Source organism: Rummeliibacillus sp. POC4, from assembly GCF_003576525.1.
GTDB lineage: Bacteria > Bacillota > Bacilli > Bacillales_A > Planococcaceae > Rummeliibacillus.
Window position 1 is genome coordinate 1 of sequence record NZ_QWUA01000075.1, and the last position, 14498, is coordinate 14498.

Below are 14498 nucleotides of genomic sequence, written 5' to 3' on the forward strand. Positions count from 1 at the left end.
TTGTTTGTCCTTGTTTCTAACAAAAGTTAGTAAACAAAGTTTATTGATTAACATCTTGCTTGTTCAGTTTTCAAGGTTCATATTTTATGTCGTCTGTTTCAGCGACTTGATTATTATATCAAATCTTTTCAACAGTGTCAACAACTTTTTTATTTGAAGTTTTTTTGTTCACCGCTGTGTTTCAGCGACTTAAATATCTTAACATCTCATTTTTGTGAAGTCAATACTTCTTTTAATATTTTTTAAAATTAATAGATTCTTATATAAATACTCCTTAAACCCCCTCTTTTTAAGTAAATCTGCAGTATGTTTTCTTCTATTTAAAATTGCCTGTTTAATGGGGAAATTCAATTTTCCCCCTAATTAAAACCACCACCTCTTATTTCATAGCTCTTTTATTTGTTCTATCTAATCAAGAGTGTATTATGATTTTATCGATCTAACATACAATTGAAAAATTCTAACCAGTAGATATGAGATATGACAATAAAAAGAGTTACTTATCAACAGCTTAAGTAACCCCGTTTCTCTTTTTCAATTCTTTATCGAAATTTCCTTCATCTTATTTACTCCAACATATATAACAGGCACTAACAATGGAATGATTGAGATGATTGCTAAAGATACAATTAAATTATTTTCAACCCATTTAGTATTTCCTAATACATATCCTATGTTTAACCAAAATATCGTCCATAGAATAGCACCTAAACTATTAAACTTTATAAACACAGCGAAGGTGTATTGTGTGAGTCCACTGACTAAGGGTACCGTCGTCCTCATTAAAGGTACAAATCTGGCAAATAAAATAGATAGTCGCCCGTATTGGTTGACAAATGATTTTGCTGATTCAACTTTGTCTTTTAAAAATGATTTTAGTTTAGGTTTTTTATCATGCCACCTTCTAAATAAATTTCCAATCGCGTAATTTTGACTATCTCCTGCAATAGTCGCACTGATAAACAGCACTAATAGTACCCAAAAATTTAGTTTGCCAATTGCTGCTAAAGCACCGCTTGCAAATACTAGCGCATCACCCGGCAAAAAAGTTAATACAACAAAAGCAGTTTTTAAATAAATGATTAAAAATAATGCAATATAAATATACATTCCATATACATCTATAAAACCCGACAAATTATCATCAAAACTTGAAATGAACTGATAAATTTTAATCATTTTATCCCTTCATATCTTTATTATTTTTAGATTGGTCAACTATTTCATCATAAAAACCCTTTTGCATATATTTATTCCATTTTATGTTTTAAGACTCCGCAAAAATCCATTACAAAGATAATTTTATAAAGTGAAACTTCCATCAGTTGTGGGTTTTCAAACGTGCAGGACGTACTAATGCCAACGTTGCCACAGGACGTGGCGTTTTTAGTTGGCTTCATCCCCACTGATGGTTAGTTGAACCAATCTGGCTTTTACGGGCCGTTATCCTCCACCTATCTTTCTCATTTTCCTCTCAATCTTGAGGTGAGGGTATTACTGCTCGTTAATACGGGATAAAATACAAAGGAATAACAAGCTTAACTTTCCTCTAGTAAAATTAATGAAAGTTTATAATGGTATTACTACAACTCAATTAATCTTATAAAAATACTATGATTTTTGATTGACTTTTCATTTTTTTGCCTTTATGATTAATTAAAAATAAAATAAACCGAACAAATAATTCCACATAAGTAATAATCTTATTCGTGGATTTTATTAAAATTAAAAGGCAAGTAAATATCTAGGTTTTGTTATATTTGAAAGTGAGGAACGCTTCATGAAAGAACTTTTCATACGTACTGATTCGCAAAGACAATGGCTACAAAAGCTGAATCATCTACGTGATGATATAATAGCAGATTCCAAAAACATTGATGAACAATCTCTTTTTCCATTTAAAAATTTCGAAACATTAAGAAAAATAGGTTACCCAAAAGTTACACTGCCTAAGGAATACGGGGGAGAAGGATTATCTGTTTATGACATGATTTTATTGCAAGAAACATTAGCTAGTTTTGATGCTAATACTTCCCTAGCAATCGGTTGGACTTTAGGCGTTGTTGGAGAACTATACGAGCACAAACTTTGGAAACCTGAATTATTAAAGTCATTTTCTTTAGAAGTTCAAAAGAATATATTCATCAATCGAGCAGCAAGTGAAGCACGTACAGGAAGCCCTACTCGGGGCGGTCGCCCTGGTACATATGCTAAAAGATTAAATAACGGTTGGATTTTAAATGGTCATAAAATTTTCACCACGGCTTCTCCTATACTAGATTATTTCTTAGTTAGCGCTTGGATTGAAGACAAACAACAAATTGCTTTCTTCCTTATAAAAAAAGGTACGCCAGGTTTAACCATTAAAGAAACTTGGGATGTGATGTCTATGCGCGGTACTGGTAGTCATGATTTGATTCTTGAAGATGTCTACGTTGAGGATAAAGCACTTGTTGAATACCCACAAAATCCTTTCGGTGGAAATCATATTAATGGTTGGATGTTACACATTCCTTCTACCTACCTTGGTATAGCACAGGCAGCCAGAGATTATGCAGTGACCTTTGCAAATCAGCACCAACCCAACAGCTTAAAGGAACCAATCAGCTCTTTACCTAATGTTCAACAACATTTAGGAAATATTGAATTAAAGTTAGATCAAGCTCGATTTACTCTTTACGGTGTAGCAGAGGTATACGATGACATAAAACGTCGCAAGTATCTAACAAACGAATTAGCAGTGGCCAAACACACCGTTACAAATGCTGCGATAGAAATTGTAGATTTAGCTATGCGTGTTGTGGGAGCAAAAAGTCTTCAAACTTCAAATCCATTGCAACGTTATTATCGTGATGTCCGTGCAGGTCTTCATAATCCACCAATGGATGATATGACCATTACAAAGTTAGCAAGAACAGCATTAAAAAAGGATAGTAAATCACCAATATATAGTTAGCAGAAAAGGGGTACTCATAATGATATTCAAAAACAAGCTTTTTAAATTTGCAGCAATCGGTTTTGCAACAGTTGGATTATTAGCAGGATGTGGAACGAATAGCTCTTCAGATAGTTCATCTGGATCTACTACCAAAAATGTAACGACAGTTAAAATTGCTTACGACCAAGCTAGTAAGCCGATGACATATACAGATGAAAACGGAAATCCAACCGGATATGATGTAGAGGTCATGAAAGAAATTGACAAGTTATTACCTGATTACAAATTTGAATTTGTTGGAACAACAAGTGACGACTTATTAATCGGTGTTGAGCAAGGTAAATATCAAGCAGGCGTAAAAAATGCATTCTTTACAGAAGAACGAAAAGAAAAATTTATCTTTCCAAAAGAATTCCTTGGCCTTAGCAGTATCGGTTTAGTCTTAAAATCATCTGATAAAGATATAAAAACATTATCAGATTTTGCTAATAAAGGTTACACATTAGCACCAATCGCCGCAAACAATGCGCAATATACAGTAATTAAAGAGTACAACGACGAAAATCCAAACAACAAAGTAAAACTCAAAGCTGGTGATGAATTTACAGTAGATGTTGTTCAATGGGTTAACGAAGGCCGCGTGGATGGTGGGGTTATGATCGAAGGTGCTTTCGAACAACAAGTTACTTCTGAAAAAGGTGCATATCATAACCTGAAGGACAATGTTGTGTATAACGAATTTAATGTGATTAAAACATGGCCATTATTTAATAAAAACCAACAAAAATTTGCAGATGAATATGATAAAGCAGTGAAAAAGCTTAAAGAAGAAAAGAAGCTTAATGAACTAAGTAAAAAATTCTATGGTCGCGACCTATTTGAAGTGTTAGATAAAGTAAGTCGTTAAGAAAAGTGCTGTGGTAGTTAAAAATTTGCTATCACAGCTTTTATTCCTTTCGGCTGTGGACGTTATACTTCACAGCACTTAAATAAAAGACGGTGATTCATATGAGTAAATATTTTGATGCCACTTATATTTGGAATTCACTTCCCCAACTTTTACCATTTTTAAAAATTACATTTCTTATAGCAGGTTCATCTATTCTTTTTGGATCATTAGCCGGCTTGCTACTTACAGTGATGAAACTTGGCAAAAGTCGTATTCTTAAAAAAATTGCTACTGGCTATACAACGATTATGCGTTGTACACCTTCAATTGTCTTATTATTCCTAGTCTATTACGGTGTCCCGGCAATTTTTGCGAATTTCAATATAAATTTACATGATATTGATACTGCGGTGTTTGTTGTAATTACATTTACTTTGCAATTTGCTGCCATTATGTCTGAAGTTATTCGTTCCTCTTATGAGGCTATCGATCGTGGACAATATGAGGCAGCTGTAAGTGTGGGGTTAACTCCATTGCAAGCCTACCGCAGGATTATTTTTCCACAATCATTAGTTGTTGCACTTCCGAACTTTGGTAACAGTATGATTACCCTCCTTCAAGAAGGATCACTTGCTTATACCATTGGTTTAATCGATGTTGTTGGTAAGGCTAACTTAATCATTGCTGCCAATTTAAATGCACATGCATTAGAAATCTACATTGCGCTTGCCATTATTTATTGGATTCTTTCCATTCTAATTGAACGTATTTTTGCTGGATTAGAGAAATTTTTCAGTAAAGGCAAAAAAACTTTAGAAACAACGTAAGGAGGAACTACCATGACATCTGGATTCAATGGAAAGTTTTTTATCGATACATTCTTTGTTGCATTGTCTGGGGTACCAATCACCTTACTTGTAACAATTGTTGCCCTACTAATTTCTCTCCCATTAAGCTTTTTATTAGCTATAACCAGAGTACATAGGATTCCTGTTATTCAACGGATCACACAGGTATATGTATCATTTGTTCGTGGTACACCGATATTGATTCAAATTTTCATTATTTATAGTAGTATTCCATTAATACTAAAAATTATTTTTGAAAAATATGATATCGGTTTTGATATTTACAAGATTAACCCACTTTGGTATGCATTTATTATTTTTTCTTTCAGTTCTACTGCTTTGTTAATAGAAGTTTTTCGCTCAGCACTAAGTACAGTGGATAAAGGCCAGCTAGAGGCAGCGCATTCTGTTGGCTTAACGACTATTCAGGCATATCGTCGAATCATTATTCCACAAGCACTTGTTGTTGCGATGCCAAATATTACAACAACAACTATTAATCTGATTAAAGCAACATCATTAGGCTATGCACTTTCCCTATCTGAGATTACCTTAAAAGCGAAAGTTGCCGCAAACGTTGGCTACAACTATGTAGAAGCTTATTTAGATATTTTCATTGTCTATTTAATCTTATGCAGTATTGTCGAATACGCATTAAAACGTTATGAGAAATATTTAAATAAATATAGAGTTGCTCACTCTTAATATTGGAGGTGTTTGTCGGTGTTGGAGATAAAAGATATTCATAAATCATTCGGAAAAAATGAAATCCTAAAAGGTGTTAATATTTCAATAGACAAGGGTGATGTAGTCGTTATTTTAGGACCAAGTGGATCTGGAAAAACTACATTACTACGTTGTATAAACTTCTTAGAACATGCAGATAAAGGCCACGCCTCTATTAGTGGTATCGAAGTCGATTTGCATCATGCAAAGAAAAAGGATATTCATGACATTCGTCAAAAGGTTGCATTCGTCTTCCAAAACTATAACTTATTTAATAATAAGACCGTTCTGGAAAATGTAACTGAAGGTCTTATTATTGGAAGAAAGATTCCAAAGACAGATGCCATAGAAATAGCGAAGCGTGCTTTAGATAAGGTTGGCCTTTCTGACAAATATGACAACTACCCTAGTTCACTTTCTGGAGGTCAACAGCAACGAGTTGGAATTGCTAGAGCTGTTGCATTAAATCCCGATATCATCTTGTTTGACGAGCCAACTTCTGCACTCGATCCAGAACTTGTTGGTGAAGTCTTAACAGTTATGAGAAATATCGCAAATGAAGGAACTACGATGCTTGTCGTTACACATGAAATGTCATTTGCACGGGATGTTGCTAATCGAGTGATCTTTATGGATGGAGGAGTTGTAGTTGAGGAAGGCACTCCTCATGATATTTTTGTCACCCCTAAAGAAGAGCGGACAAAGCAATTTTTAAAACGAGTATTACCTGAGGATTATACTTATTCTATTTAAAAACAAGAAAGCTGATAAAATCGTCCAATTGGATTTTATCAGCTTTCTCTTATCCACATGTGAATAACTTTGTGCTATAAGATTTATCCACTCACTTTTCCACAATCATTCTTCCATAAAAAACTTTTTGCGTTCTGTTGATATCCACTGCTCCAAATCATCTTTGTTCCTTTTCACTAATCGATTCACCAACACATCATGCCAAACGTAGTCTTCTAATAGATAGATATGTACGGGGTCATTCGTGTAAAAGGCCAGTTCACGATCATCTATAGAGGAGCCGTAAATCATTTCCCTCCCATCAATTGAAAGGACAAACCATCTCTTACTGGTTGGCGCTTCAGTAAAATGAGTAATACGATGCAAATCCACAGTTTTTACAGGGTTATTCACATGTAATGCAATACCTTGAATCCGAACATCTTCTGTTACTTGTTCTAACTCATTTCTTATTTCATCATACATATCATCCCACATAGAAATAATGATTCGTTTTTTTGCTTTTTTAATAAGTGATTTGCAATAGCTAATAATGGTTGTATTTTCTTTCAATGTTAAAACACGATTATCTGGTTTTTCCTCTATCATTTCTAGTTGCTTTAATTTTTTACTTAAATCTTGATAGTTTTGTTTCCAATTGGATTGAGCTCTTTCGAGAAAGACATCAACTGGTAATGGTGAGTATATTGCCCCGTCTGTATTTTCTTCTTTTAGGACAATTCCTTTTTCTACTAGGTTTTTCAAAATATCATAAATTCGCGCTCTTGGTATACCAGAATTTTTACTTACTTGGTAAGCCGTTACGGTGCCTAATTTTACTAGAGAAATATAGGATTTTGCTTCATATTCAGTGAATCCCATTGCCTTTAGCTGCTGCACTAAGTTCTCCATTTTACATTCCTCCGTTTTCTCTTCCCTTTATCATACCAAATCTTATTGAACTATTTACATCCAAAAAGATTTTAGTTACTATTTAAGTAGTCACTATTTAGAAAGGTTGATTTGATGCCATTTGATATAGATATAGATTTTTCATTATTATTAATTCTTGTGATTTTTGGATTTTTAGCTGCATTTATCGATTCGGTAGTTGGTGGAGGTGGATTGATCGGTCTACCAGCATTATTATTTGTTGGTCTTTCTCCGGCCGCAGCCGTTGCCACAAATAAGCTTGCTGGTACAATGGGGTCTCTTACAAGTACGATTACTTTCTATCGTTCAGGAAAAATGGATTTCAAATCAGTCGCTAAATATTTTCCTTTGGTATTTATTGGTTCTGCTCTAGGGGCATGGATTGTTCATCTAATGGATCCTAATGTATTGAAACCATTAATGTTGATTATGCTTGCTGGTGTTGCCATATATACTGTTTTCAAGAAAGATTGGGGTAGCATTTCTACATATAAAAAATTATCACCTTCTAAGCTTGTTTTATTTATAGTAGTTATTTTTGCTATTGGATTTTATGATGGTTTCTTAGGACCTGGAACAGGGTCTTTCCTAATATTCGCTTTCTTAATGGTCGGATTTGATTTTCTAAAGGCAGCAGGTAATGCACGTTTCTTAAACTTCGGTAGTAATATTGCAGCACTTCTTATGTTCATGTCTTTAGGTCAAATCCATTATGCTTACGGGATTCCAATGGGGATTGCGCAAATCTTCGGAGCTATCATTGGTTCTAAATTCGCACTGAAACAAGGAACTGGCTATGTACGTATATTATTTATCATTGTGACATGTTCACTATTGGCCAAAAATATTTATGATTATTTCTACAAATAACTTAATCTTCTAAAAAAGCGGATTGCAAATACTTACAATTCGCTTTTGCGTAATATAAGCCAATAGTTCTTTTTTAGAACTGGGCTCTTACCTTTAAAATCTTCGTAAGTTGCTCATTCATATAGGAAACAGGATAGATAAAATCTCGTTTTACCCATTCCACAATCATACCTATAATGGCATATGTTGATATGCAGCACATAAATTCACGTCTATATCTTGATGCTTATATTGTGTAGTATCTCCTTTCAATAATTCATTTAATTTTTCACTAAAAAGATTATGGGTTTTTATAGTGCTTTAGAAAAACAACTTGATAAAACCGCTTATATGCCCACAGAAGGTTCCTCTATTTACCCGTTGTTTCTTACAGATATCAGTTATTGAAAAAAATATGCTGTTAGTTCCTGTATACTCTGAACAATATGGAAAGGCTTTGATAATTCCAACTCTTTCTGACTACCATATCCATAACCTACTGCAACACAAGGAATGCCCTCTTTTTTAGCGCCAAGAATATCGTATTTACGATCCCCAATCATTACAACATTTTCTTTAGGAGGAAAAGACAATTGTTTTAGAACTTCGTGAATCACTTCATTTTTTGCCGTTCGTGTGCCATCTAAATTGCTTCCTACTACTATGTCAAAATATTGATTTAGATTAAAATGGTCGAGAATCTTTTCAGCGAAAATAGTTGGTTTAGATGTGGCTACTGCTAAAGTTATACCCTTTGTTTTCAATGCAGATAGTAAACCCTCAATTCCTGGATAAAGTATATTCTCATATAGACCTACTTTTTTAAACCTTTCACGGTAAAAAGTAAGTGCCGCTTCAGCTTTCGATATATCGAAGCCACATATTTCACGAAATGATTCTATTAATGGTGGTCCAATAAATGATTCTAATGTTTTTTCATCTAAACAAGGTGCATCCAGCTTCTTAAGTGCATAGGCAATACTTTTCGTAATTCCTTCCTTTGGATCAGTCAAAGTTCCATCTAAATCAAAAAGAATATAATCAATAGTCAATTTCAAGTCCACCCTTCTTCTCACAAACATCTCTTCAAAAATATTTACATTAATATTACTTTATCCATTTTATATGGGTAAAGGCATATTTTATTTTGGAACATTGGGCTTTTGCCATCTCCTCAAATTCATATTAGACATATGCATAGAAAGACCATAAAAAAGGAGGCAAAAAAAAGCATGAATAAAGAAATGGTTAGTTCTTTGTTAAACAAAGTTGTGAAAATTGATAGAGGAGGCCCTGAAAGTTCCATCGGCTTATTGTTAGGTGCTGAAGATGATCATATTACTGTATTAACTGAAAAAGATGGAATTGTCTACTATAGGAATGACCATATCAAAAGTATCACGCACGCTACTAAAAATGGTATGGATTTTGGCATCACTGCTTTACCTGAAGGATTTGAGTATGTAAAGGCTGATAATTTCAAATTAACACTTGAAGGTCTTAAATATCAATGGATTCAAATCAACCGTGGGGGCCCTGAAAAATTAGAAGGCGTACTAGATGAGATCAATGATGATTATATAACTGTAATTTTAAACGATGAAGTTGTTCGAGTAGTAATGTTCCATATTCGTAATGTAAGTTATGGTCTTCGTGTTGAATTAGAAGAAGAGCCAGAAGAAAATACTGAAGCTAAAAAAGCTAAAAAAGATTAAATATAACTTACTGCGATACTAAAACTTGTTCAAAAATAAATAATGAAAGGGGCCCCCTAATGGTAGAGGGTTACTTTAAAAAGACAATAGGGGGTCTTCTTGGTAAAACGGTTGGTTTTTACTTAAATGATAACCAATTTATTGAAGGCACCTTAATAGACGTTAAAAATGATCATCTCATTGTAAAGGTAAATGAAGATATTTTTTATTTTCCACTCAGTCAAGTCCATGCTCTTTCAAAAAATGCAAAGGATTTTCGTGTTTCTCCTCAAGACGTAAACTACCTAGATAAGAATAATTTGATAGATATATTACAAGAACTAAAATACAATTGGATTACTATCAATTGTTTAAGCAATCAATCATTTGCAGGTTTGCTAAGTAGAATTGGGGAAGATCATATTGTTTTAGTTAATAATTCAGAGCAATTATTTGTACAAAGTTCTTTTATAACTGATATCTATAAAGGAAAGTATGAAAGTACGGAGCAAGATTCTAATAACAATGAGCAAGAAGGTAATTCTTCAGAAGAAAATGAAGAGAATTCTGATCAGCTTTCTAAAGAAACAAATCTTACTACCCCAATAGATAACACTGAATCCAATATAAATGACAATTCTTCAAAAGAAGAGAAGAAAACTCTAGACGTCAATCAAACTAATGAAGAGTCCACAATCTACAATGATGAAATTACTGCCAATCAAACGGATAATGAGTCTACTTCTCTCTTTAATCATCAAATTATTATCAACCAGATTGATAGTGAGCCTACTCTCTTCGATCATGAGATTACTGTCAATCAAACAGATAACGAATCATCTCTTTTAGATCATGATGTTTCTGGCGATCACTCGGATAATGAGTCTTCTCCTTTCGATTATGAAGTTATAGTCAACCAGATTAATAACGAGTCTTCTATCTTCAATCATGATGTCTCTGGCGATCAAACGGATACCGAGCCTTCTCCTTTCGATTATGAAGTTATAGTCAACCAGATTAATAACGAGTCTTCTATCTTCAATCATGATGTCTCTGGCGATCAAACGGATACCGAGCCTTCACATTACAATCTAATATCACCTAATTCTATGGATGAAGAAGAGGGTTCAAATAATAGTGAAGTAAATGAACGGGAAGAAAATGTAGAAGATGAGGCTGATTTCTATATTCAACCTTCCAATCCTAATTTCGTTCATCTAACTGACCCTGCTTCATATAACCCTCAAAAGAAGTCTCGTAATGGTAAAAATCCTAAAATGTCTGCTCAGGAGTATTTTAATAGATTAAGAGGTTTGCATCGAACAAATTATAAAGAAGAGCAAAATCAGATAGGAAATTCATCTTCTATAGAAAAAGAATCCAGCCGAATATTTAATTCTATACCCAAAAAAGTTGAAATCATTCATGACGAAGAAACTACGGATTTCACTGAAGATTTTTCACTTAACTCTTTACCTAGAAGAAAAAAGAAAAGAAGAAAATTAAACTTAGATAAAGCTACATCTACCCAAAACACTACTACAAATGTCACTACATTCTTCACTTCTTCTCATAAAAATTCTTCAACTGAATCAACAGAGTCACAGAATCCCCAAAAGTTAATTGAAACTAATACAAAAACCTTAGAAAAGCAGCCACCTGATTATTTAAATACTAATGTGGATTCAATTGCGCATAAAGGATTATTAGAAAAACAATATTTTGCTTTGATGAAATACGCTGAGAAAATGTACAACAAGCTCAGAGATGAACGTTTAAATTCAAAATCAAAATAAATTGAGAGTAAGCTCTTCTTGTTAGAAATGCTTCAGCTTTAAACAACACCTTAAGTTGAGCTTTTTCTCATTTTTCTAATAGAATATGATAGAAAGGATGGTGAAATTGAAAAAACTAATTCAGCAATCAGAAAAAGAATTTGCTAAAATTGAAGTTTCTGGTGGGAAATTTTTGAGAGGTCCAATTATTGATTTTAGCACAGAAATTATCGTTTTATTTAACGGACATGACTATCTTTACATCCCTGTAATCCATGTTAAAAATTTTACGTTCAGCAATAACGATGAAGATTCTGTAAGCAAGCCTACAAATCCACCAGGTATTAATAGCAAATCTACCGAAACATTAACACTTAAAACTATCCTTTCTAGAGCGCAAGGCATGTATGTTGAGTTATATGTAACCGGAAAAGTGCCTTTACAAGGCTATATCTCGAACATAATGAATGATTACATTATTTTTGAATCGCCCATTTACAAAACTATGTATATTTCTTTAAATCATATAAAATGGTTGATTCCTTATATTTCCGATCAAAAACCATATGGATTGACGAAAGAGGATTTTCCAATTGATCAGTATTCAGTTGAACTTCCTCAAAACTTAGATAATTTGGTCAAGAAGATAAAAGATGAGTTAGTCATTATTAATCTTGGAGAAAAGAGCTACCAAATAGGAAAGTTAGTCGATTTTAGCGGGAATTTTGTAGAAATCTTAACAACTAGATCTGTTCCGTATTATATTAACATCCAGCATATCCAGAGTCTCTCTATAGTGTAAATTAGTCCTATGATTTAGAGCTATTTATCTACTTTTCCTCTTACATCCCACACGTCTTTTCCCATCTCAATTAGTATAGATAAATTAATGGATATCTTCTTCATCATCTGTACCTGATGGTGAAGAAGATATTTTTTTATTTTTAAGTTATCTTTCCATCTTAAATCTTCTGTATCTCTACTGATAGTAGAAAGAATATAACAATAAGAAAAACCAAGAGTATTTAAAACGATACTCTTAGTTTTACGTTAAGTATTTATATTAATCAATTACATCAAACCATAGTTCAGATTGATCATCCGCTTCTCCATTATAATTGATAGTTATTTCTTCTCCAGCTTTGATATCTGTTAGCGCATAAAAGTCGATTGTTAACTTATCTTCATTATTATAATAAATTGCATTCGGAGTATATGAATGATTAAAGAGTGAACCATACCCAAGTGCTATTGCTGTATCATGTCCCCAATAAAAACAATAATAAAAGAGTTTAGTTTTCTCTAAATACTTCCACTCACTCTCAGGTGAAATAACAATTGGGGATGATTCAATGAGTTCATCCTTTTTTATATCTCTTGTAGCGAAAATTCCTCTTCCATATTTCCCTGTTTCTTTTACACATATCGGAAACAATAAGAGTCCTCCGTTCTCTAATCTTTATCAATCATATGACTTGATTTTGCTTTTTAAATATTCGTTTCGCTTATGGATAAATTGAAAAATAAAATCTGGTTCTTGATCAAATAGATCAATTTTATGTTTTTTGTATGGATCGAGTAAAAAATCGGGTCGTATACTTTGATGAAGCTTCATCACCTTATCTTCCATAAAACCAACTGTAAATTTAGTCTCTAATATTTCTTCTAGCTTTTCTTTATACATTTTCCTAAATTCGGGAACTTGTAAGATAAGATCAATAAGATGGTTTTCCTTGTTACCTTCAAAAGGAACATAAGTATGATCCATTACCCCACCACTTATTTTCCTTCCCCACGTTCCATCATAATCCCACGGCATTATCTCATATAGCCCTGTCACCTTGTTACGATATAGTGAGTAATTATGAGTAAAACCATCATTATTCATTGTACAAACTGCTCCAATAAGCCAACCTAAAAAGGTATCTATATTCAAATATTGTAAAATAATTTCGGGGAAATCGAATTTAGAAGTAGTATTAATCTTTGATATGAATTCACGAAGGTGTTGGTCATCAGTTGATGTACCAAAAGCTTGATAATACCCTGATAAACGGGATCTCTTTTTCCTTCCATCTCTTGTAAGAGAAAAGTTTGCATTATTATTTTCAGCATAATAAATTGGTCCCTCTGGTAAATTCCTCTTTTTTAAAAAAAGATCATCTACTGATTCTAATTGTAAATAGAGTCCTTTAAGTTCATCGTTTCGAAATAATCTTATATGCTGGCTATTCGGTGCAAGTACTTTTAACTCTTTAAAAAAATCAAATGAGAGCTTATTACGCATAAGTGAAGGATCTCGATATTCTGCATTTAGATGGATCGTGCGGGCATCAAAGAATTTTTTCTCTTCATTAAAGTAAAAAGTATAAGATCGTTTACGCATTTCCCGAGTATACGATCCTCTATAAGCAATATTTATCCTATAAGTTGAATCGCCGACTTTTAATTTTGCAAAGACCGGTTCATCGCTCTTGAGATTCTTCCTTAAACAATTTAAATCATCTTTATCGATTATTAAAAAATATGAAGGAATGGAATAATGCAAATATTCACCTGCTCTTTTTTAATCAATCACCTTGGTCTATTAAATCCTTATTCTTTACTTACCTTTATTTTTAATAAAAATTAATCGCAAAAGAATATGAACTAAGAACTCCCCCTAAACGTAGATTAAGGAAAGTTCTTAAAACATAAGTCATATAAAGAATAATTTCTAACTTTTGCAACAAGAACAGGAGGATGATCTTGAGCGGCTATGAGATCCTGAACTTCTGCGTGACGATTTTGAACAGCTACAGGAGCCTGAACTTCTGTGTGATGTTCTTGAGCGGCTATGGCCTCCTGAACTTCTGTGCGATGTTCTTGAGCGGCTATGGCCCCCTGAACTTCTATGCGATGTTCTTGAGCGGCTACAAGATCTTGAACTTCTGTGTGATGTTCTTGAACAGCTACAAGATCTTGAACTTCTGTGTGATGTTCTTGAGCAGCTATGAGATCCTGAACTTCTATGTGACGTTCTTGAACAGCTACAAAATCCTGAAATTCTGTGTGACGTTCTTGAGCAGCTATAACATCCTGAACTTCTATGTGATTGTTTTGCACAGCTAAAGG

General features: G+C 33.3%; 16 protein-coding genes. 9 read left to right on the forward strand and 7 right to left on the reverse strand.

Translation table 11 applies throughout. The features are described from left to right. Positions 1-534 precede the first annotated feature (534 nt). Positions 535-1179: a VTT domain-containing protein gene (locus D1606_RS15845; protein WP_119416986.1), complete on the reverse strand. Its 645-nt coding sequence runs from the start codon at positions 1177-1179 to the stop codon at positions 535-537. A 601-nt stretch (positions 1180-1780) separates the two neighbouring features. Here D1606_RS15845 and D1606_RS15850 point away from each other — a divergent pair. From D1606_RS15850 to D1606_RS15870, 5 genes are all read left to right on the forward strand, one after another. Continuing rightward, entirely contained in the window at positions 1781-2956 is a 1176-nt protein-coding gene (locus D1606_RS15850; RefSeq protein WP_119416987.1) for an acyl-CoA dehydrogenase family protein, read from the forward strand. Between the two features lie 19 nt (positions 2957-2975). Continuing rightward, positions 2976-3845, forward strand: coding sequence for a transporter substrate-binding domain-containing protein (locus D1606_RS15855; protein WP_233548140.1), 870 nt, complete (start codon positions 2976-2978; stop codon positions 3843-3845). 101 nt (positions 3846-3946) lie between these two features. Further along, the gene (locus tag D1606_RS15860; RefSeq protein ID WP_119416988.1) at positions 3947-4654 is read left to right on the forward strand and encodes an amino acid ABC transporter permease; all 708 of its coding nucleotides are present in this window, start codon (positions 3947-3949) and stop codon (positions 4652-4654) included. Between the two features lie 12 nt (positions 4655-4666). Beyond that, positions 4667-5380 carry an amino acid ABC transporter permease gene (locus D1606_RS15865; protein ID WP_119416989.1) on the forward strand — a complete coding sequence of 238 codons (714 nt, stop codon included), beginning with the start codon at positions 4667-4669 and terminating at the stop codon, positions 5378-5380. Between the two features lie 18 nt (positions 5381-5398). After that, the gene (locus D1606_RS15870) at positions 5399-6154 is read left to right on the forward strand and encodes an amino acid ABC transporter ATP-binding protein (RefSeq protein ID WP_119416990.1); all 756 of its coding nucleotides are present in this window, start codon (positions 5399-5401) and stop codon (positions 6152-6154) included. A 105-nt stretch (positions 6155-6259) separates the two neighbouring features. Here the strand turns inward: D1606_RS15870 and D1606_RS15875 are convergent, their stop codons facing one another. Next, positions 6260-7045: a TrmB family transcriptional regulator gene (locus D1606_RS15875; RefSeq protein ID WP_119416991.1), complete on the reverse strand. Its 786-nt coding sequence runs from the start codon at positions 7043-7045 to the stop codon at positions 6260-6262. Positions 7046-7159: 114 nt separating this feature from the next. Between D1606_RS15875 and D1606_RS15880 the strand changes: the two genes are divergently transcribed. After that, positions 7160-7936 carry a TSUP family transporter gene (locus D1606_RS15880; RefSeq protein WP_119416992.1) on the forward strand — a complete coding sequence of 259 codons (777 nt, stop codon included), beginning with the start codon at positions 7160-7162 and terminating at the stop codon, positions 7934-7936. Between the two features lie 73 nt (positions 7937-8009). Here D1606_RS15880 and D1606_RS19375 read toward each other — a convergent pair whose 3' ends face one another. Together D1606_RS19375 and D1606_RS15885 are read right to left on the reverse strand one after the other, a co-directional pair. Continuing rightward, positions 8010-8138 (reverse strand): TetR-like C-terminal domain-containing protein, encoded by a 129-nt coding sequence (locus tag D1606_RS19375; RefSeq protein WP_158582405.1) that lies wholly within the window; start codon positions 8136-8138, stop codon positions 8010-8012. Positions 8139-8316: 178 nt separating this feature from the next. Next, positions 8317-8967, reverse strand: a complete 651-nt coding sequence (locus D1606_RS15885) for an HAD family hydrolase (protein WP_233548141.1) — start codon at positions 8965-8967, stop codon at positions 8317-8319. Between the two features lie 180 nt (positions 8968-9147). Here D1606_RS15885 and D1606_RS15890 point away from each other — a divergent pair, with 180 nt between their 5' ends. The 3 genes from D1606_RS15890 to D1606_RS15900 all read left to right on the forward strand — a co-directional run bounded on the left by D1606_RS15890 (position 9148) and on the right by D1606_RS15900 (position 12186). Further along, complete coding sequence (locus D1606_RS15890; RefSeq protein ID WP_119416994.1) at positions 9148-9630, forward strand: hypothetical protein; 483 nt, start codon at positions 9148-9150, stop codon at positions 9628-9630. A 59-nt stretch (positions 9631-9689) separates the two neighbouring features. After that, positions 9690-11405 (forward strand): DUF2642 domain-containing protein, encoded by a 1716-nt coding sequence (locus D1606_RS15895; RefSeq protein WP_119416995.1) that lies wholly within the window; start codon positions 9690-9692, stop codon positions 11403-11405. Between the two features lie 106 nt (positions 11406-11511). Next, positions 11512-12186 (forward strand): DUF2642 domain-containing protein, encoded by a 675-nt coding sequence (locus D1606_RS15900; protein WP_119416996.1) that lies wholly within the window; start codon positions 11512-11514, stop codon positions 12184-12186. Positions 12187-12447: 261 nt separating this feature from the next. Here the strand turns inward: D1606_RS15900 and D1606_RS15905 are convergent, their stop codons facing one another. From D1606_RS15905 to D1606_RS18850, 3 genes are all read right to left on the reverse strand, one after another. Beyond that, complete coding sequence (locus D1606_RS15905) at positions 12448-12819, reverse strand: SET domain-containing protein (protein WP_233548142.1); 372 nt, start codon at positions 12817-12819, stop codon at positions 12448-12450. Between the two features lie 27 nt (positions 12820-12846). Continuing rightward, positions 12847-13932 carry a CotH kinase family protein gene (locus D1606_RS15910; protein ID WP_119416997.1) on the reverse strand — a complete coding sequence of 362 codons (1086 nt, stop codon included), beginning with the start codon at positions 13930-13932 and terminating at the stop codon, positions 12847-12849. 125 nt (positions 13933-14057) lie between these two features. Continuing rightward, a partial coding sequence (locus D1606_RS18850; RefSeq protein WP_158582406.1) for a hypothetical protein occupies positions 14058-14498 on the reverse strand: 441 nt, incomplete at its 5' end.

Coding starts and splice junctions, on each gene's coding strand:
- D1606_RS15845 (WP_119416986.1), bottom strand. CDS start 1,179: ATGATTAAAATTTATCAGTTCATTTCAAGTTTTGATGATAATTTGTCG.
- D1606_RS15850 (WP_119416987.1), top strand. CDS start 1,781: ATGAAAGAACTTTTCATACGTACTGATTCGCAAAGACAATGGCTACAA.
- D1606_RS15855 (WP_233548140.1), top strand. CDS start 2,976: ATGATATTCAAAAACAAGCTTTTTAAATTTGCAGCAATCGGTTTTGCA.
- D1606_RS15860 (WP_119416988.1), top strand. CDS start 3,947: ATGAGTAAATATTTTGATGCCACTTATATTTGGAATTCACTTCCCCAA.
- D1606_RS15865 (WP_119416989.1), top strand. CDS start 4,667: ATGACATCTGGATTCAATGGAAAGTTTTTTATCGATACATTCTTTGTT.
- D1606_RS15875 (WP_119416991.1), bottom strand. CDS start 7,045: ATGGAGAACTTAGTGCAGCAGCTAAAGGCAATGGGATTCACTGAATAT.
- D1606_RS15880 (WP_119416992.1), top strand. CDS start 7,160: ATGCCATTTGATATAGATATAGATTTTTCATTATTATTAATTCTTGTG.
- D1606_RS19375 (WP_158582405.1), bottom strand. CDS start 8,138: ATGTGCTGCATATCAACATATGCCATTATAGGTATGATTGTGGAATGG.
- D1606_RS15890 (WP_119416994.1), top strand. CDS start 9,148: ATGAATAAAGAAATGGTTAGTTCTTTGTTAAACAAAGTTGTGAAAATT.
- D1606_RS15895 (WP_119416995.1), top strand. CDS start 9,690: ATGGTAGAGGGTTACTTTAAAAAGACAATAGGGGGTCTTCTTGGTAAA.